The following is a 20,637-nucleotide window of genomic DNA, read 5'->3' on the forward strand; positions in this document are numbered from 1 at the left end:
TGCGTTTTTATTTCAGTTTTCCTAACGCCTCAGCAATGCGTTTCATCGACTCGCGAATGTTGTCATCGCTGGTGGCATAACTCATGCGGAAACACTCTGGATCGCCGAATGCATCGCCGCCTACAGTAGCCACATGACCCTCCTCAAGCAGGTACATTGCCAGGTCGGTGGAGTTGTTGATCACGCGGTTGCCCACCTTCTTGCCGTAGAACGAGCTGCACTTGGGGAAGAGGTAGAAAGCACCCTCAGGCACGTTAACCTCCAGGCCTGGAATCTGACGAGCCAAGTCAACAATCAGATTGCGACGACGCTCGAAGGCCTGACGCATTTCCTCTACACAAGCCTGACTCTCGGTGTAAGCGAACTCGGCAGCCTTTTGGCTCACTGAGCAAGGACCGCTGGTGTACTGACCCTGGAGCTTATTGCAACCTTTGACAATCCACTCGGGAGCAGCGATATAACCGATACGCCAGCCGGTCATGGCGTAAGCCTTAGAAACGCCATTGACAACGATGGCGCGCTCTTTCATGCCGGGGAACTGAGCGATAGACTCATGACGACCCGTATAGTTGATGTGCTCGTAGATCTCGTCGGCCAGCACATAGAGGTCTTCGTGACGAAGAATCACCTCGGCAAGCGCCTTGAGTTCCTCCTTGCTATAGACAGAACCTGTGGGGTTGCTGGGTGAACAGAGGATCAGCAGACGGGTCTTGGGCGTGATAGCAGCTTCCAACTGCTCGGCCGTCATTTTGAAGTTCTGCTCGAAGCCAGCCTGCACAAAGACAGGCACACCACCAGCCAACAGTGCCATTTGAGGATAGCTGACCCAATAAGGCGTGGGGATAATCACCTCCTCACCGGGGTTGACCAATGCCATCACAGTATTGCAAACGCTCTGTTTCGCACCATTAGAAACACAGATTTCATTGACGGTATAATCGAGTTGATTCTCGCGCTTGAGTTTATCAACAATAGCCTGACGCAGGTCTGCATAGCCTGCTACAGGTGAATAACGAGAGAAATTCTCGTCAATAGCCTTTTTAGCTGCTTCTTTGATGTGGTCGGGAGTATTGAAGTCTGGTTCGCCCACACTCAAGTTAATAACGTCAATGCCTTGCGCTTTCATCTCAGAGCTTTTCTGCGACATAGCCAGAGTTGCTGATGGAGCAAGGCGTTGCAAACGGTTGGATAATTGTGCCATAAATTTTGTCAGTTTGTTTGTATCAACGTGCAAAATTAATCATTTATTTCGTGACAGCGAAAAAAATCACTTCACTTTTTCATAAAATCCATGGATTTTCACATTATTTTGATAGTTGCGGATTACCATCAAAGGTGAAGGGTGTGTCCCATACGCTGTTGCTTGGTTCTGAGATAGCGAAGATTATACTCGTTGGGGGTAATCTCGATAGGTACATTCTCGACAATTTCAAGGCCGTAAGCCTCGAGGCCAACACGCTTCACGGGATTGTTAGTCATCAAGCGCATCTTGTGTACACCGAGATGGCGAAGCATCTGAGCGCCACAACCATAATCGCGCTCGTCGGCTTTAAAACCAAGACAAAGGTTGGCATCTACGGTGTCGTAGCCTTCTTCCTGCAACTTATAGGCTGCCAGCTTGTTCATCAAGCCGATACCCCTACCCTCTTGCTGCATATAGACGATAACGCCCTTTCCTTCTTCATCGATTTTCTGCATGGCGCGATGCAGCTGTTCGCCACAGTCACAACGGCGCGAACCGAGGATATCTCCCGTCATGCAAGAGGAATGTACTCGTACGAGGATTGGCTCGTCTTCCTTCCACTCACCCTTGATAAGCGCGAAATGCTCCTGTCCATTGCTCTTCTGACGGAAAGGAATGATACGGAAATGACCGTATTCAGTGGGCATATCGGCCTCGACACCAACTTCAATAAGCGATTCCTGACGCAAGCGATAGCTGATCAGATCCTTGATAGTGATAATCTTCAGGCCATGCTTTACTGAGAACGCGTGGAGCTCGGGCATACGCGCCATCGTACCGTCGTCATTCATAATCTCCATCAGTGCACCTGCAGGATAGAGTCCTGCCAACTTACACAGATCGACAGCGGCCTCGGTATGACCACTACGACGCAGCACACCGTTGTCCTGCGCATAGAGAGGATTGATATGGCCGGGACGACCAAAGGTCTCGGGCTTTGAGTTGGGATCGGCCAGCGCATTAATAGTGGCAGCACGATCATGGGCACTCACACCTGTTGTGCAACCTTCCAACTTATCAACAGTCACCGTAAAGGGTGTGCCAAGCATGGAGGTATTATCACTCACCTGACGAGGCAAATCCAGCTCTTCACTGCGACTGATGGTGATAGGTGCGCAAAGCACGCCGCGGGCTTCCTTCAACATGAAGTTCACCATCTCTGGCGTTATCTTCTCGGCAGCGCAGATCAGGTCACCTTCGTTCTCACGGTCTTCATCATCGACCACAATCACAAACTTACCATCACGAAAATCGGCAATGGCTTCTTCTATACTTGACAGCTTATATTCCATAATACTTAGTTTTAATCTGTTTTAAAATTTTCACATTGGTCTGCTCCACGGCCTTCAAGTCGCGATAGAGGCGCACTCTGAAGCGCAACATTCTGACATAGAAGAAGATGCCCAGCGGCAGGAACAAACCGACTACGATGTTCAGCCAGCGACGTTCGAAGGGTCGGGTGTGAGCATGTGTAGCCATGATGGGATAGTTATTCAATTGGTGCAGAATGACTTTATCACGCGTATAAGACAGGTTTTCTATGACTGCCTCGAGTTCGTCGTTGATATGCGCAATAGCATGGTCATCTCCACGTCTGAAGAACACCCGGATGGGTGAAGGCCAGCGCAGCAGCTTATGTTGCTCTGTATATTGCTGAATCTCTTGCGAGACGCGTGTCAACATCTGAGCATCCTCGGTATAGTTAGGATCCTCGATAATCACTTCCTTACGCGTGATGTTTCGTTTCAGGCGCAGTCCCAACATACGCATGGCCACCATGCGATAGGCATCCATGTTGAACACCGTAGAATCGCCGTTGGCCTTATACGTAAAGAACACAGCCAGGGGCGACAGCACGGCTGTGGAGATCAACTTACCAAACCAGATGGTCCAGTTGCCATCGCGCGCCATACGCATGCCAGAGTTCTCAAAGATGTAATAGACGATGAAGACGACTACCGAGATAATGACCGGCACACCCAAGCCGCCCTTACGGATGATAGCACCCAAGGGAGCGCCAATAAAGAAGAAGATGACGCACGACAGCGACAAGGTGAACTTGTTGATGGCTTCAATCTGGTGACTTCTCACCTGTCTGTTCATCCAACGGGCATAATCGCTTTTCATCGCCAGATCGCTGGTCACATTCTGAGCAGCTCGAGCGGCATGCTTCACCACCTCCAACTTCTTCTCATCGCTCAACTTCTCATAGATACTGTCAGGCTGTGGCATCGGCTGAGCCGCCAGTCTCTTTAAGCGAACAGAGTCTTTGGGGGCCAGACGAGGAATATTGAGAATATAGGTTTTGGCCTCTTCATAGAACTGCCGACCTACAGAATCGTTATACTGACGGATAGAGTCAATGTCGTGCAGGATCTGTCGCTCCGACTTCTCTACAGCACGACCACCGATCTCGGCAGCATCGGCCAGGTTAAAGCCACTATCGAAATCCAGCAGAATGCGCTTGTTACCAAATGTCTCGCGGCGATAAGGCACCTCTGCCGACCCGCCCAGCTCCTGCGAACGCATGTTCTCGAACCACTCGCCACTCCACAACGTGAGCAGCAGATGTTTCTTCTCGGCGGTGGTCTGCATCATGCCCGAATCGGCCAGGATGATGGCCTGATCCTCGTAAGAGCCCGTCTGACGGTAGATCATGATACCGTAAAGCTTGCCCGTATCCAGGTTTTTCCTATGCACATAAATATTCGCATTGGGAATACCATCATAGAAAACACCTTCAGGAATCTCCAGTTCCGGACTTTTCTGCTTCATCGAGACGAGCAGTTGTGCGAAAGCTCTGTTCGTAGAGGGGCCTATCACATCTTGAAAATAGAATGAGATGCCTGCAATCATCAGCGTAATAACAATCAGAGAACGCATCGATTGCATCAGAGAGATACCCGCAGCCTTAATAGCAGTCAGCTCGCTGCTCTCACCCAAGTTGCCGTAGGTGATCAGCGAAGACAACAGGATGGCCAGAGGCAATGCCTGTGGTATCAGCATCAGTCCCATATACCAGAAGAACTGTGCCAATATATCCACCGACAAACCTTTTCCGATCAGCTCGTCCACATAGCGCCACAAGAATTGCATCATCAGCACAAAAAGGCAAATGAAGAAAGCGCCAGCGAACAGCACACCAAACTGTTTTGCTACGAATATATCTAATTTTCTAATCCGAAACATACAAATTTGGCTGCAAAGGTAGTGATAAAAATCGATAATAAGTAATTGAGAATTAATAATTACCTATACTTTTTACATAAATTATCAATTCTCAATTACACATTATATATTATAAAGCAGCTAAAAACCGCTTGACTGATGCAGTCGTTCCAAGTTGCCGTCCCAAAGTTCTTGGAGGTCGTCTATATCGTCGGCATAAGCATAATCAACCACACACAGACACAACTCATTTGTCAGTTCGCTCCTCACGATACGCATTTCCCAAAAGGCATCGGGATCATCTTCGTCGCTCCACCTCAGACGTATATTGTTATTTCTATTTTTCTCAAGTATGTTGGCATGCATTGTGTGATGCTCTCCCCAAGGATCACCCCATGTGAGGTGCATCACGCCATCTTCTTCTTCAACCTTATCTGCCAGCCATCGCTCCAAGCCGTGATCCGTGCTCAATAATTGCCAGAGCAGTTCTTGCTTGCCAGCACGCAAAGGGTATTCAAGAGCCAGTTTCTTTTTACGCATAAATTATGGTTAGTTTACTATCGGTTTCAGGTTCCGTTTTACAGCCGCAAAGTTACTAAAAAGATTAGATTTCGACGAAGATATCACTCATTTTTTTCTTATTTTAATAAAAAATGTTAAGCAGAGCGAAAATATTCACATTCCTTTCATTATTTTGAAATAAAGTTTGTACCTTTGCACCCGCTTAACGAAAGATGATGGCGGGATAGCTCAGCTGGTTAGAGCGCATGATTCATAATCATGAGGTCGCCGGTTCAATCCCGGCTCCCGCTACAAGCAACGAGACTATAGGTCATCCTATCAGTCTCGTTTTTGTTTTTACAACCCTAAAACAAGCTAACATGATTGACATCAAGAGAACGTGGACATACTTATCTGACAGCAAGAAGCGCCCCATCCTGCTTCGCACCTTTCGCATCTGGCAGCGTCGTCCACACCAGGTAAGACCTATCACAGCCGACATCCACCAGTGTTGCTCATGCGGCACCTCCTATCAAGGCAACTACTGTCCGCGCTGTGGACAGTCGGCCAGCATCGGCCGTTTCTCTTTCAAGAACGCCTTCCTGCTGTTTCTCGATGTGTGGGGCATCGGCAATCGCAGCATGTTCCGCACCATCCGCGACCTGATACTGCGCCCTGGTCACATGATCCACGACTACCTGCACGGCATGCAGTCGGCCTACTTCCCACCTTTCAAGATGTTCTTCCTGCTCACAGCACTCTCTTTCGTCGTAGAGCACGGCATCCACCTCACCGCCACCCCTTCTGCTCCGTCAGCCCCCGTCAAGGTCTCCGCCAACACTTCCGACGTCAATGAGATCATAATACAGAAAGCAGCGGAAGCATCAGACTTTCTTTACAGGCTCAGCGAAGCCAACCCCGCCATCTTTGCGCTGACGATGCTCGCCTTCTTCTCTATACCTTTATATTTATTATTCCGCCATTCTCCACGCCTGACCGACCTGAGATATGCCGAATTTGCCGTTGCCCTTGTTTATACCGCAAATGCATACACCATCTTTTCTATTGTCGGAGACATCACGCACGAGTCCCTCATCCAGTTTTTTGCCCTCGTGATGTTCGTCATCACCCTCAAGCAGTTCTCTGGTTGCACCGCCGCTCGCACCACCGCAAAAGTTCTCGCAGCGGCAGTCATCACCATCATCGTCTTCATCGCCCTCATTGCCATTGCCCTCATCATCGCTTACGTCATCTATACATAGAGCACAGAAACTAGGGACAACGCTTTGAAAAAAGAACGGTTTACAAACAAAAAGCAGTGGTATTACAACCCTGAAGTAACGGTTTTGCAAGCTAAAAGCAACCCTTTCGCTCCACAATAGTGGCCGTTTTACCAAGCAATTCAGTAAGTATTGCACCTGAACTAGACTCTAGAAACACAAAATCTAAAGTCTAGATTCCACCATTCTAGAGTCTAGATACGAGCAATCTAGAGTCTAGAACTCACAATTCTAGAGTCTAGATTCAGACCAAAACAGTAACTATTGGAAGTCAAAAGCTATACTCTTATCTTTCCAAACAGAAAGAATACCCCATCCATTCAGCCCAAACCACAAAAAGAAACGCACGACTCCGCCCATTATTTCCTCCCCCTTGGGGAGGTCAGGAGGGGGTCCCCACATTATGTATGAACATTATCTCTCTGCCTCTATCCTATAAGTAAAGCTATCAGCCCTATAATAACCTATATTATATTCTACGGGTTTCCCATCCACATCATACACAAAACGCTTGCGCACCAGGATAGGATCCGTGGCATCTATTTCAAGTTTCTCAGCCAGTGCATCGCCTGCCAGACGTGCAGAGATTTCCTCTTTACTGGTCTTCACCTCGATACCAAATTGCGTCTCGAGCAGTTCGTAAAGCGGTTTGGTAAAGTCCTCCTCGCCCGTCAACGGGATATCAGGATTGAAATAAGACACAAAATAGACAAAGGGATACTCCTTGTTGCCCCTCAAGCGCTCCAATACCACGCAGCGACGGGGATTCTCATCTTCCAACTCGAAGAAGTTGGCAATCTCAGTATTGGGCAGTTTCAAGGAAATATGAAGTTCGAAGTTGCGGATCTGAATGCCCAGCATCTTCATCTCCTGCGAAAAACTCAACCAGTTTTTCACGCCGCCCACAATAGCCTTTTTCACTACACGTGTGCCAAAGCCCTTCTTTCGCACCAGTCTTCCTTCAAAGACAAGCTTATTGATGGCCTGACGCAGCGTATTCCTTGAGATATGCAATTGTTCAGACAATTCAACCTCACTGGGCAATAGCTTACCATTCTGATAAGCCTCATCCTCTATCAGTTCACGAAGCAGTTCCTCTGCCTGCACATGAAGCGGCTTGGTGCTTTTTGGATCTAATTTCATCTTTCTACAGTCCTTTTTACACTGCAAAGGTAGCCATTTTTCCGAAAAACACAAATAAACATCACTTTTATTTTAAAAAATGCAAATTTATTTTGTTAATTCAGCTCATCATCATACTTTTGCACATAAATCAATATGTTCATACATATACACTAATAGTAGTAATAATGAGAAAAGCAAATTATGATAAGTTCCCCTCTACCAAATTCAGCGGAACTATCATACAAGGGTGGAACGCCATTTTGGCCCAACTAAAGCGTTCGATGCAAGGTCATGTGTTGTGCATTGACACATACACCGGCGTTTATGAAACCGAGATTATCAATGCCTTTTCTGGCATGGGCACCGTCATCAACACGCGTGACCTGATGAAGTCCGAGTCGGAGATCAGACAGATGACCGACTCTTTCATGACCGACGATGTGCTCTTCGGCTATGTCACCAACCTCAAGATGGCCGACTTCTTCTGTCAGGAGAAGTTGCAGGCAGTCAGCGAGCAACTGAGTACAACAACCGATATCATTATAATAATAGGTGTTGGCGCATGTCAGTTGGCCACTGCCGATGCCCTGAAGGTCTATGTAGATATGGCTCGCTGGGAGATACAGCAGCGCTTCCGTCGCCATGAAGTGATGGCACTGGGTGTTGACAATCGCGATGATGCCGTCTCTATCCAGTACAAGCGAGGTCTGTTTATCGACTGGCGCGTGCTCGACAAGTACAAGGACAAGCTCTTCGACCGCATCGACTGGTGGATAGACACTAACGTGGCCGGCGAACCGAAGATGATAGACAAGGCCACGTTCTTCGACGGTATTGAGCGCACATCGCAGACACCCTTCCGCGTGGTGCCTTTCTTCGACCCAGCCCCCTGGGGTGGTCAGTGGATGAAAGAAGTCTGCGACCTCGACCGCAGCAAGGCCAACTTCGGTTGGTGTTTCGACTGTGTGCCCGAGGAAAACAGCCTGTTGTTCGAGGTCAACGGCATCCGCTTCGAACTTCCCTCTGTTGACCTGGTATTGCTGAAGAGTCGCCAGTTGCTGGGCGAACCCGTTGAAGCCCGTTTTGGCAAGGACTTCCCCATCCGTTTCGACTTCCTCGACACGATGGGCGGCGGCAACCTCAGTCTGCAGGTACACCCCACCACACAGTTCATCCGCGAGAACTTTGGTATGTACTACACCCAGGACGAGAGCTACTACCTGCTGGATGCAGGCGAAAAGGCCGTTGTTTACCTGGGACTGAAAGAGGGCATCGACAAGGATGCCATGATTGCCGACCTGCGCAAAGCCCAAAAGGGCGGTTTTGTGTTCGATGCCGAGAAGTATGTCAACAAGATTCCCGCCAAGAAGCACGATCACTTCCTGATACCCGGCGGTACCGTCCATTGTTCCGGTTCCGAGAGCATGGTACTCGAGATCAGCTCCACGCCCAACATCTTTACCTTTAAGTTGTGGGACTGGCAGCGCCTGGGTCTCGACGGCAAGCCCCGCCCCATCAACGTGGAGCGCGGCAAGGACGTCATCGACTGGGGGCGAGACACCAAGTATGTCTATGAACACCTGCGCAACCAGTTTGAGGTGGTAGCCGAAGGCGACGGTTGGGTAGAAGAGCGCACCGGCCTTCACCGCAACGAGTTTATTGAGACGCGCCGTCACACCTTCACCAAACCCGTTACCCACCACACCGACAACGGTGTCAACGTGTTCAACCTGCTGGAAGGCGAGGAAGCCATCATCGAGAGTCCCACCAACGCCTTTGAGCCCTTCGTGGTGCACTATGCTGAGACCTTTATCATCCCGGCCTGCGTAGGTGAATACACCATTCGCCCCTACGGACTAGCCGAGCACCAGCAGTGTGTCACTATCAAGGCCTACGTGCGTTGTTAGTGATGTCGTTCTCCACCTAAAAAATAGTTTCATCATTACAGCTAATTATAAGTAACCCAGGATGCAGGAGAGGCCGATCGCTTCTTTCTGCATCCAAGGTGAAGAACCCGCGCACAGCATCTTTTTCCAAGATGCCCCCTAAGCTTTAGCATAACCTCTTTGATATTAACTTATTAATAACTTAAAAACCTTATTTTATGAAAAGGACCAAGCAAACAAAAGAACAATTATGTAACTTGCTTGTAGGCAAACACCCGTTTGCATCACATCTATTAGCAGCCATCATGATTGTAGTAATGAATCTGGTTGGCATGACGGCATTTGCACAGACGAGAACTGTGACTGGCCATGTGACAGCCGAAGGCGAACCCGTGATTGGTGTCACCGTATTGGTGAAGGGCACCAGCAACGGTACCGTCACCGATCTTGACGGCAACTACTCTCTGCAAGCCCCAACGGGCAGTACTCTCGTTTTCTCGTATGTAGGCTACGAGACACAGGAAGTAAAGATCAGCAACCAGCGCCAGATCGACGTCACCATGCAGTCGGGCATCCTGCTGAAGGATGTTGTGGTTGTGGGCTATGGCGTCCAGAAGAAAATCAACCTCACCGGTGCTGTTTCTTCCGTATCTACCGATGACTTGGCCGGTAAGCCCGTATCCAATGTTCTGGAGGCTATGCAGGGTACCGCCGCCGGTCTTATCATCCAGCAGGGTTCTTCCACTCCTGGTAGTGCACCTTCTATCAACATCCGTGGTCTGAACACCATGAACAACAACGACCCTCTGGTCATCATCGATGGTATCGAGGGTTCGCTGGCCAACCTCAACCCTAACGACATCGAGCAGATCTCCATCCTGAAGGACGCCTCTTCTACCGCCATCTATGGTTCGCGTGCTTCTAATGGTGTTGTGCTGGTCACCACTAAGAAGGGTAAGGCCGGTCGTGTAGAGGTGGCCTACGACTTCCTGATGGGTGTTCAGCAGCCCACACAGTTGGCCGACATTGCCGACTCGTGGAAGTATGCTGAGATGTACAACGAAGCTGCTGTCAACTCGGGCCGCTCTACTAAGTTCACCGCCGAGGACATCGCCAGATTCAGAAGTGAGGGTCCCAATGTCAACTGGATGGACGAGCTGTATAAGGAGTCTGCTCCTCAGAGCTCTCACAACCTGTCGGTCACTGGCGGCAATGCGCAGTTATCTTATCTGGCTTCACTGGGATATACCGACCAGGAAAGCATGTTCAAGGGCCCTGACTATGGTTACCAGCGCTACAACGCCCGTCTGAACGTGAGCCATAAGCTGAGCAACAACTTCACCCTGAACCTCACCTCACAGTATGCCCGCAACGATATCAAAGAGCACGCCTACTGGACAGACTGGATCATTGAGCAGGCCAACCGTATGCCACCAATCTATAATATCAAGAACGAGGATGGCACCTACACCTATCCCTCGGGCAGTAACTCTAACTCTCTGCAGCGCCTGGAAGAAGGAGGCTATCGCAAGAACGCCAACGAGGAGTTGTTGGGCACCCTGCAGGCCGAATGGGAGATTATCAAAGGCTTGAAACTCATCGGTAGCGTGGGCGGACGTGTGTGGAACAACCACATGCACGAGAACCGCAAGGCCTTCGAGGGCACTGGTGATGCTGAGAACAAGCTCACCGAGAACTTCTACCGCTCGAAGAACATCACCACCAACGTGATGAGCACCTACAACACCCAGATTGGCAAGCACGCCATCGGTGCCCTGCTGGGTTATACCTATGAAGGTTTTTCGGATCATAGCTTCAACACGGCCCGCATCACGCCCGACAGCAAGTACGACATCTTCGTAGGCGGTCAGAGCGGCAACGACGTCAGCAACAGCGGTGGTGCCGGCGACTGGTCTATCTATTCTGTCTTCGGACGTGCCACCTACAACTACGATGAGAAGTACCTCTTCGAGTTCAATATGCGTAACGACTATTCTTCATATTTTGCCAAGGGCAACCGCTCGGGTCTCTTCCCTTCATTCTCTGCTGGCTGGCGTGTGTCTGAAGAGAAGTTCTGGGACGCCATCAAGCCCTACGTGCAGTCTATGAAGGTGCGTGGCTCATGGGGTCTGGTGGGTAACAACCGCATCGGTGCCTACCAGTACATGCAGACCGTGTCGGTGACCAACGGCATCTCTTTTGGCAACAAACTGGCACAGACGGCCTATTTCGCATCTGCCAACCCCGACATCAAGTGGGAGACCACCCGCATGCTGAACCTTGGTATTGAGATGGGCATTCTCAACGACAAACTGAAGTTCACCTTCGACGTCTTCAACAACCGCACGAAGGATATCCTGGTTAACCTGCCCGTGCCCGGATTGTTTGGCAATGGTGCTCCTATCCAGAATGCCGGCGAGGTAGAGACCCGTGGTTGGGAACTCTCGCTGGACTATCACTTCGCTACCGGTCCCGTGCAACATCACATCGCCGGCAACATCTCCGACAGCTACAATGAGGTGGTCAACACCCATGGCGAAGAGATCATCGGCGGATATGATGTAAACACCATCATCAAGGAGGGCTATCCCCTGTATTCTTACTATGCCTACAAGTCGGACGGTTTCTTCCAGACCGAAGAAGAGTGTGCCAAAGGTCCCCATTTGGAGGGTATCACACCCAAGCCCGGCGATATTCGCTATGTCGATAAGAATGGCGACAATATCATCAAGCCAGATGATGACCGTTTCGTGGTAGGCAACAGCTTCCCCCGCTACACCTTCGGCTTCACCTATGGTGCCACGTATAAAGGTTTTGACTTCTCTATGATGTGGCAGGGTGTGGGCAAGCGCAACCACTGGATGCGCGGTGAGTCGGTAGAGGCTTTCCACAACAACAACGAGGGTCCTGTGATGAACTTCCATCTGGACCGCTGGACGCCCACCAACACCAACGCCTCTTATCCCCGTCTGACCATGGGTGCCGAGTCGGCCAACAACGCCGCTAAGTCTGACTTCTGGATTCAGGACACCAAGTACCTGCGTCTGAAGAACGTGCAGATCGGCTATACCTTCTCTGACAAACTGCTGAAACGCACCTTCATCAACCACCTCAGAGTGTTTGCCACCGTTCAGAACCCATTGACCTTCACCAAGATGAAGGGCGGTTGGGACCCCGAATACAATGCCGACGGCAGTGGTCGTGCTTACCCCGTTGCGCGCGTTTACTCATTTGGTCTTAATGTTAAATTCTAAAATCCGTAAAACAATGAAATACACCATCAAACATTTCGTGTTCATGGCGTCCATAGCCATGGTTAATGCCTCGTGCATTGACTTGGACACTGCACCATACGACAGAGAGACAGACCTGACTTTCTGGAAAGACAACAAAAACGCTGCCATCGCCGCGCTCAACACCTGCTACACGCAGCTTTCCAGCATGGATGAGCAACTTTACGCCGAGTGCATGTCGGATAATGCCTATACCAAGCAGCCCAACGACTACACGCAGAACATCGGCAATGGCTCGTTCTCTACCGCCGACCGCTATGTGGCTGCCATCTGGGACGGGCGCTACTCTGCCATCCGCAGTTGCAACCAACTGTTGGACAACATCGACAAGGTGTCATCCTTGACACCCGAACTGAAGCAGCGCTATATTGCCGAGGCCAAGACCATCCGTGCCTATCACTTCTACGAGCTCTACACGCGTTTTGGCGCTATTCCTTACCCTGAGCACGTCATCAGTATCGCTGAGAGTCAGACCATGAAGCGCACTCCACGCGAGACCGTTGTCAACAACATCGTGACTGACCTCAAGGAGGTTATCGAGAGCAACAGCCTGCCCGCCAGCTACGATGCCGACAACAAAGGTCGCATCACCAGCGGCGCTGCCAAAGCCATCCTGGCCAAGGTATATCTGTTCGAAGGTCAGTGGGACAAGGTGGAACAACTCACTCAGGACATCATCAATACGAAGACCTACCAGTTGTTCCCCAGCTATGCAGGTCTGTTTGAGGTAGCCAACGAAGGCAACTGCGAGGTGATCCTCGACGTGCAATATGCTCCTTCTACCCGCGAACAGGGCACGCAGTACAGTTTTCTGCCTCCCACCCTCGGTGGATACTCACAGCTTTCGCCCCTGCAGGAACTGGTTGACAGCTACCTCATGAACAACGGTAAGGCCACCGACGAGGCTGGCTCGGGCTTTAATCCCGCCAAACCCTATGAGAACCGTGATCCCCGCCTGGCTGCCACGGTCATGTACACTGGCAACAGCTACAAGATGGCCGATGGCTCAGAGGTCACCATCAATTGCGAGAAAGGAGCCGACAAAGACGGCTACGGCTTCAGTTCCGACTGCTCTGCCACTGGTTTCTACGTCAAGAAGTATTGGGACAACCAGTATCGCTCTTCAGTAGGCACATCAAGCCTCAACACCATCCTGATTCGCTATGCCGACATCCTGTTGATGAATGCCGAGGCTCACGCAGAACTTGGCACACTCAACGAGACCGTATGGAACAACACCATCGGTGCAATCCGCAGCCGTGCTGGTTTCACTGCTGATGGTACAGCTTTCCCCACTGCCTCCAAGGACGAGCTGATCAACATCGTGCGCCAAGAGCGTCGCTCTGAATTGGCCATGGAGGGTCTCCGCTATAAGGACATTATCCGCTGGAAGATTGCCGAGAACGTGCTCAACGGCTGGTGCCACGGTCTTCAGACAGGCGACATTGTGGGTGCCGACAATGGTTTCATCCGCGTAGAACAGCGTAAGTTCGACGCCAAGAAGCACTACCTATGGCCCATCCCACAGAAAGAGAGAGACCTGAACAAAAACCTGGATCAGAATCCTAATTGGTAGTGATTAATTAACTGGAATTTTTAAAAGGAAGAATAAAATAAAAAGTCTATGAAAAAGATATTTCTTGCTGGCGCTCTCCTGCTTGCCTTGGTGAGCTGTCAGGAAACCTACGAGCTGAACACCGACTTCACGGTTCCCACCGAACTCAGTGGTCCTTCCGACCTCGTACTAGATGTCACCTCACCCACCCCTGTCGAACTGTCGTGGACGGGTGGCGGCGCTGCCGATGGCGGCATCGTGCTCTACGAGGTGCTTTTCGACAAGCAGGGAGGCGACTTCACCAATCCTTTGGCCGTCATGAAGAGCGACCAAGGCGCCCTGCCCACCCTCACGCTGACACAGGCTGCCATCAACACGATGGCACGCAACGCCGGCATCAAGCCTGAAGCCACCGGCACCCTGCTCTGGACCGTCAGAGCGTCTAAGGGTGGCAACGTCAAGACCTGTCAGCAGGTGGGACATCTCACCGTGACACGTGGTGAAGGCATCGACAACATCCCCACCAAACTGTACCTCTATGGCTCTGCTGCCGAGGCTGAGGGTCAGGCTTTCCGCACCGTCGAAGAGGGTGTTTACCAGATCTTCACCCAACTGAAGGATGGTGCCATCTACTTCAAGTCGGGCACTACGGATGATGCCTTTGCCTACTACATCGACACCACCGGCAAACTGAAAGAAGGTTCCTCTACCACCGCAGCCAATGCCTCTACCGGGGTTTCGCGCATCACCGTGGACTTCAACACCATGAGCATGAAGGTGGACGCCATCGGTTCGCAGGTGCGCTGCATCTGGGGTGCTACGTACAACAACATCGCCGTGCTCGACTACATCGGCAACGGTCGTTTCCAGGGCGAGGGCGACATTGTCTTCATCGACCAGTCGCGCCCCGACACCAACCCACCAAGCTGGTTGAGCTGGACCGAAGAGCGCTACTATTTCATTGCCAACGTCAATGGCGGCGACATGTGCTGGGGGCGTCATGACAGCGTCAGCCCCGAGCGTCCCGTTGGTGGCGAGGATCCCTCGTTCTACTCACTCTATGAGTTCGGCTGGAGTCAGTGGGATCACCTGTGGAAGATGTCTGGCAGCCTGGACTACAAGCATGCCACCATCACCATCGAGACCAACAAGGATAACCTGTTTATGCACACATTTACAAACATCACATCTATCTAAACACGCAGCAATATGTTGAGAATCAAGGTCCTGTTAGTGACTTTAACAATGGTATTAGTTTCCTGCGGTGGATCAGGCGTGGAGGAGTTCACTCCTCCCGCCTCTCCATCCGTTCCCGACGAGCCCGCAGAGAAGATTGTCTATCACGAACGTGCCAAAGAGCTGTTCGACCTCATCAACCAGTATTATCAGGTGAAGAACGGTCCCACCAGTGGACTCTACAACGAGAACTATCCCAAGGCCGCTGGCGACCTGTCGGCCTCGTTCCTCTGGCCCTACGACGGACTGGTTTCGGCTGCAGCCAACCTCTATGCTTTGGGCTACGACATCGACTACAAGAGCATGGTTGACAAGTTTGAATGCTACTGGCGCACCTCTGGCGATGTCAACATCGGCGGCTACGGCTCTCAGACCAATGGCGTGAGCGGTGGCGGCACGCGCTACTACGACGACAACTCTATTGTGGGTATCGACTTGGTACATGCCTACAAGTTGACGGGCGACAAGATCTATCTGGAGCGCGCCAAGCGCATCGTCAGTTTCCTGAAGTCGGGCGAGGACAATGTCCATGGAGGTGCCATGTGGTGGAACGAATCACAGAAGAACCAGGCTGGTGTGGGCGACTCCAACAAGCCGGCCTGTGCCAATGGCTTCGGCACACTGTTCTTGTTGGAATACTACAGTGTTTGCACGTCAGAAGAGAAAGCCGACGTTTTGAGCTTTGCCAAACGACTCTACAATTGGCTCTACACAAATCTGCGCGACCCCGAGGACAACAACTACTGGAACGACAAACAGGCCACGGGGGCTATCAACAAGACCAAGTGGACCTACAACACCGGTGCCATGATCTCTAATGGCGTGCGCCTCTACCAGATCACTGGCGACGAGAAGTACCTCAACCATGCCAAAGCATCGGCCGAGGGGGCCTATAATTACTTCGTACGTCCAGCCAATGGTATGGCACTGGCCTATCCTGCCAACGACCCTTGGTTCACCATCAAGCTCATCAACGCATTCGTCGATATCCGTCCCTATTACAAGACCGCTCAGAACTATATCGACACCTTTATCAACTTCACCGACCATGCCTACGAGAAGGCACGCAACCAGACAGGCTTCTTCTACGAAGACTGGACCGGCGGTTCGCCCAAGCGCATTGAGAGTCTGCTCATGCAGGCTGCTGCGCTCGACGGTCTGAGCCTCATCGCACTCTACAAAGGTGAGGTGGTAGGACAATAAAGACATCGAAAAACCGATATAAGTATATATAGTATAGTAATAATGAGAAAAATCAGATTCATCTTTGGCATTCTGTCGATTGCCTGTCTGACGGGCTGTTCTACACAGCAGAAGTCGCAACTCGACACCACCTTGTTAGGCTACGTCAAACCCAACCTGGGCACCGTCCACAGCCGTTGGTTCTTCTACACCCCCGCTGCCGAACCCTTCGGCTTGGCCAAGCTGAGTGCCTCAACCAATGGCACCTACGGCAACAACCAGGGCTGGGAGGCCGTGGGCTATGAGGACGGGCACACCTCTATCGACGGTTTTCCCTGTCTGCACGAGTTTCAGGTGGGCGGCATCGCACTGATGCCCGTCACGGGTACGGTCAAGACCATTCCAGGCAAGATGGAAACGCCCGACGAAGGTTTCCGTTCACGTTTCGACAAGGTTGACGAGAGCGCCCATCCCGGCTACTACTCTGTTGTGCTGAAAGACTATCAGGTACGTGCAGAGCTCACTGCCACCGCCCGTGTGGGCTTCCAGCGCTACACGTTCCCAGCTTCCGAGCAGTCGCACATCCTGTTCAACATCGGCAATCGTCAAGGCGAGAGTGGAGCCGTCAAGGATGCCTATATCCGTCAGGTGGACGACAAGACCATCGAGGGCTTTGTCATCACCGAGCCCGAATATGTTAAGAAGTATCAGGCTGGTGCCACCGTATCGATGTATTTCTATGCCGTGCTCGACAAAGCCCCCGCATCGGTAGATGTGTTCCACCAGGGAGGTCAGCTTCAGAGTGGCACCGAAATACACGGTCCAGGTGCCATCATGAGCCTGAACTACGCCACCAAGCAGAACGAGCAGGTGACCGTGAAGATAGGTCTTTCCTATACTTCTATCGCTAATGCCAAACTGAACCTGCAGACCGAGGCAAAGCAGCTGACCTTCGACCAAGCGCTGGCCGCCACCACCAAGAAGTGGCATCAGGCTCTGAACCGCATCAAAGTGTCGGGTGGCAGCGAGGAGAACAAGGTTAAGTTCTATACCGGTCTCTACCACGTATTGCTGGGTCGCGGTCTGGCCAACGACGTCAATGGTGCCTATCCCAAGAACGACGGCACCGTGGGCAGCCTTCCCAAGGACAAGAACGGCAAACCTGCCTTCAACTTTTATAATACCGATGCCATCTGGGGTGGCTACTGGAACCTCACACCACTGTGGGCGATGGTCTTCCCCGAGTACTACAACGACTGGGTGAACAGTCAGTTGCGCATCTATCAGGATGCCGGCTGGTTGGGCGACGGCGTTGCCAACAGCAAGTACGTCTCTGGCGTAGGAACCAACATGACCAGCATTGCCATTGCTGGTGCCTATAATAGTGGCATCCGCGACTTCGACATTGCCACAGCCTATGAGGCAGCCTTGAAAAACGAGTTGGGTGCCGACCACCGTATCGAGGGTGCTGGCAAGATGGACGTAGGTCAGTTTGTTGCCAAGGGCTATGTGCCCTTCGACGATAGTGTCTTCTATGGCACCCACACCGGTGGCTCACAGTTCTCCGTATCTCATACCCTTGAATATAGTTTCAGCGCCTATGCCGTGGCACAACTGGCCAAGGCACTAGGCAAGGAGGCCGACTACCAGAAGCTGATGTCACTATCTGACGGTTGGGCCAAGGTGTTCGACGACACACTGAAGATGGTTCGTCCACGCGTGGCAAATGGCGACTTTATCGACAACTTCAATCCGCTGGAGTCATGGCGCGGTTTCCAGGAGGGCAACGCCTTCCAGTACACCTTCTTTGTACCCCAGAATCCCGAAGGCCTCGTAGCCCGTGTAGGTAAGGACATGTTCAACCATCGTCTTGACTCTATTTTCACCGTGGCCCGCAAGACCGTCTTTGGTGGCGGTAAGGTGACCAACGCCTTCTCGGGCGTATCGAGTCCCTACAACCATGGCAACCAGCCCAGCCTACACATCCCCTGGTTGTTCAACTTCTCGGGTAAGCCCTATCTCACCCAGAAGTGGACGCGCCTCATCTGCGAGGAGTTCTACGGCACCACCGGCGAACATGGCTATGGCTATGGTCAGGACGAAGACCAGGGACAGTTGGGTGCATGGTTCGTCATGTCATCCATGGGCCTGTTCGACGTGCAAGGCGGTGCCTGTCAGCGTCCCACCTATCAGTTGGGCAGTCCACTGTTCGACCGCATCGAGATACAGCTCAGCGACCGCTATGCCTCGGGCAAGACCTTCGTCATCGAGACCGAGGGCAACGGCAGCGATGCCTACTATGTACAGTCGGCTCAACTAAACGGCAAGCCCCTGAACCAGTGCTGGCTGTTCCGCGACGAACTCTACAAGGGAGGCACCCTGAAGTTCCAAATGGGATCAAAGCCCAATCAGACATGGGGCACTGCAGCACCCGTGCCCTGTCCTCAGTTAAAATAACAGAACAAAAAAAAGAATTGGGAGTTGCTTGGCTTGTCCAAGAACTCCCATTTTAACTTTCAGTAGAATAAAAGATGAAAAAATCCCTCCCCGTATTATTTGCCTTCTTCGTGATGGGTTTCTGCGATATTGTCGGCATCTCGTCCGACTACGTGCAGCGCAGCTTCGGCTGGTCGCCCGTCATGACAGGCTTTGTGCCCTCGCTGGTATTCATCTGGTTTCTGTTCCTCGGCATTCCCGTGGGCAATCAGATGAACAAATGGGGCCGCAAGAACACCGTACTGCTCAGTATGGGCATCACCGTGGTAGGCATGCTGTTGCCACTGCTCACCTACAATAGCATCACCTGTATGCTGGCCTACGCCCTGCTGGGCATTGGTAATGCCATCCTTCAAGTGTCTTTAAATCCATTATTGAACAATGTGGTGAGCGATGGCAGACTCCTGACCAGCAGTCTGACTGCTGGCCAGGTTATCAAGGCCCTCTCGTCGTTGGTAGGTCCAGAGATTGTTTTGCTTGCAGTCAACTATGGCGGCGAAGACAAGTGGTACTACTGTTTCCCCCTGTTGGGACTCATCACACTGTTGTCGGCCCTGTGGCTGGTGCTCACGCCCATTCAGCGCGAGACACCAAGCACCGAGCAGCAGGTCTCACTGTCCAGCTCGTTTGCGCTGCTAAAGGACAACACCATCCTGTTGCTCTTCCTTGGCATCTTCTTTATTGTGGGTGTCGATGTGGCCACCAATTTCATCAGTTCCAAACTGATGGCCATGCGTTTCGGTTGGAGCGAGAGTCAGGTGAAGTTTGCGCCCCAGATCTACTTCTTCTGTCGCACCGTTGGTGCCTTCATTGGCGTGTTCGCCCTGGCGCGCATGTCCAGCATCCGCTATTTCAGAGTCAACATCCTTTGCTGCATCGCCTCACTACTAGTCATGATTATCTGGCACAATGCCATGGTCAACATGGTGTGCATCGGTGCAGTAGGCTTCTTTGCCTCATCCGTTTTCTCGATTATTTATTCCATGGCATTACAAGCAAAGCCCGATAAGGCCAATCAGATCTCTGGCCTTATGATTACAGCCGTAGCAGGCGGTGGCGTTGTCACCCCAGTCATAGGCTTTGCTATAGGTACAGTAGGTATCGTAGGTGGCATCATGGTCACACTGTGCTGCGTGCTCTATCTCACCTACTGCGCATTCTTTGTCAAGAGTGCTTCTTCTGATTAAATAAACTTTGCGATCGTATCCAGACACTTCCTGCTGTTGACAGGCTTCGTCAGGAAATCATTGCTTCCCGCGTCAAGTGCCAGCTGCTTATCGGTTTCGAAAGCATTTGCCGTCAGTGCAATAACAGGAAGTTCTGGATGCGTTTCCTTAATTTTCTTGGTAGCCTCCAATCCATCCATCACAGGCATCTTAATGTCCATCAGCACCAGATCGATGCCACCAGCATTCACCTTCTCTACGGCCTCCAGTCCGTTGGCCGCACGTACAACTTGATAGTCTCTTTTCAGGATATAAGTCATCAGAAGGTAGTTACTGTCGTTGTCTTCAGCTACGAGAATTGTTTTCATATTCGTTAGTGTGTTCGTTAAAGTGTTACAAAAGTAGTCATTTTTCCGTAAATGATTTGTTTCTTTGTCTTTTTTTAACTAATTTTGCATGATAAAGGGCCTAAAACGGCCAAAAGACAATCGAACTATTCATACAAC

Annotated in this window: 14 protein-coding genes and 1 tRNA gene; 9 read left to right on the plus strand and 6 right to left on the minus strand. The window is 51.3% G+C overall.

Annotated elements, in window-relative coordinates:
- Positions 1-7: 7 nt before the first annotated feature.
- The 4 genes from T496_RS0105990 to T496_RS0106005 all read right to left on the minus strand — a co-directional run bounded on the left by T496_RS0105990 (position 8) and on the right by T496_RS0106005 (position 4,951).
- A complete protein-coding gene (locus T496_RS0105990; RefSeq protein ID WP_027449940.1) occupies positions 8-1,201 on the minus strand; it encodes a pyridoxal phosphate-dependent aminotransferase in 1,194 nt (397 codons plus the stop codon).
- A 128-nt stretch (positions 1,202-1,329) separates the two neighbouring features.
- Complete coding sequence (locus tag T496_RS0105995; protein WP_027449941.1) at positions 1,330-2,538, minus strand: bifunctional 3,4-dihydroxy-2-butanone-4-phosphate synthase/GTP cyclohydrolase II; 1,209 nt, start codon at positions 2,536-2,538, stop codon at positions 1,330-1,332.
- Positions 2,525-4,432, minus strand: a complete 1,908-nt coding sequence (locus T496_RS0106000; protein WP_027449942.1) for an LptF/LptG family permease — start codon at positions 4,430-4,432, stop codon at positions 2,525-2,527. Before T496_RS0106000 ends, T496_RS0105995 begins: the two co-directional genes overlap by 14 nt.
- 120 nt (positions 4,433-4,552) lie before the next feature.
- Complete coding sequence (locus T496_RS0106005; protein WP_027449943.1) at positions 4,553-4,951, minus strand: START-like domain-containing protein; 399 nt, start codon at positions 4,949-4,951, stop codon at positions 4,553-4,555.
- A 199-nt stretch (positions 4,952-5,150) separates the two neighbouring features.
- On the opposite strand from T496_RS0106005, the gene T496_RS0106010 reads away from it, so the two are divergent.
- Together T496_RS0106010 and T496_RS0106015 are read left to right on the plus strand one after the other, a co-directional pair.
- Positions 5,151-5,224 (plus strand) — tRNA-Met (locus T496_RS0106010).
- 68 nt (positions 5,225-5,292) lie between these two features.
- Entirely contained in the window at positions 5,293-6,174 is an 882-nt protein-coding gene (locus T496_RS0106015; RefSeq protein ID WP_027449944.1) for a DUF3667 domain-containing protein, read from the plus strand.
- 432 nt (positions 6,175-6,606) lie between these two features.
- Here the strand turns inward: T496_RS0106015 and T496_RS0106020 are convergent, their stop codons facing one another.
- Positions 6,607-7,335 carry a GntR family transcriptional regulator gene (locus T496_RS0106020; RefSeq protein WP_027449945.1) on the minus strand — a complete coding sequence of 243 codons (729 nt, stop codon included), beginning with the start codon at positions 7,333-7,335 and terminating at the stop codon, positions 6,607-6,609.
- 167 nt (positions 7,336-7,502) lie between these two features.
- On the opposite strand from T496_RS0106020, the gene T496_RS0106025 reads away from it, so the two are divergent.
- From T496_RS0106025 to T496_RS0106055, 7 genes are all read left to right on the plus strand, one after another.
- Positions 7,503-9,224 (plus strand): class I mannose-6-phosphate isomerase, encoded by a 1,722-nt coding sequence (locus T496_RS0106025; protein ID WP_027449946.1) that lies wholly within the window; start codon positions 7,503-7,505, stop codon positions 9,222-9,224.
- Positions 9,225-9,508: 284 nt separating this feature from the next.
- A complete protein-coding gene (locus T496_RS0106030; protein WP_394331342.1) occupies positions 9,509-12,457 on the plus strand; it encodes a SusC/RagA family TonB-linked outer membrane protein in 2,949 nt (982 codons plus the stop codon).
- Positions 12,458-12,470: 13 nt separating this feature from the next.
- Positions 12,471-14,072 carry a RagB/SusD family nutrient uptake outer membrane protein gene (locus T496_RS0106035; RefSeq protein ID WP_027449948.1) on the plus strand — a complete coding sequence of 534 codons (1,602 nt, stop codon included), beginning with the start codon at positions 12,471-12,473 and terminating at the stop codon, positions 14,070-14,072.
- A 48-nt stretch (positions 14,073-14,120) separates the two neighbouring features.
- The gene (locus tag T496_RS0106040; protein ID WP_027449949.1) at positions 14,121-15,248 is read left to right on the plus strand and encodes a SusE domain-containing protein; all 1,128 of its coding nucleotides are present in this window, start codon (positions 14,121-14,123) and stop codon (positions 15,246-15,248) included.
- A gap of 48 nt (positions 15,249-15,296) precedes the next feature.
- Positions 15,297-16,490: a glycoside hydrolase family 76 protein gene (locus T496_RS0106045; RefSeq protein WP_231478014.1), complete on the plus strand. Its 1,194-nt coding sequence runs from the start codon at positions 15,297-15,299 to the stop codon at positions 16,488-16,490.
- 42 nt (positions 16,491-16,532) lie between these two features.
- A complete protein-coding gene (locus T496_RS13615) occupies positions 16,533-18,926 on the plus strand; it encodes a GH92 family glycosyl hydrolase (protein WP_044110730.1) in 2,394 nt (797 codons plus the stop codon).
- Positions 18,927-19,000: 74 nt separating this feature from the next.
- The gene (locus T496_RS0106055; protein WP_027449951.1) at positions 19,001-20,152 is read left to right on the plus strand and encodes an MFS transporter; all 1,152 of its coding nucleotides are present in this window, start codon (positions 19,001-19,003) and stop codon (positions 20,150-20,152) included.
- On the opposite strand, the gene T496_RS0106060 is transcribed toward T496_RS0106055, so the two are convergent.
- Entirely contained in the window at positions 20,149-20,499 is a 351-nt protein-coding gene (locus T496_RS0106060) for a response regulator (RefSeq protein WP_027449952.1), read from the minus strand. The genes T496_RS0106055 and T496_RS0106060 overlap by 4 nt on opposite strands.
- Positions 20,500-20,637 lie beyond the last annotated feature (138 nt).

Origin of the sequence: Xylanibacter brevis P6B11 (assembly GCF_000621825.1) — a bacterium.
GTDB lineage: Bacteria > Bacteroidota > Bacteroidia > Bacteroidales > Bacteroidaceae > Prevotella > Prevotella brevis.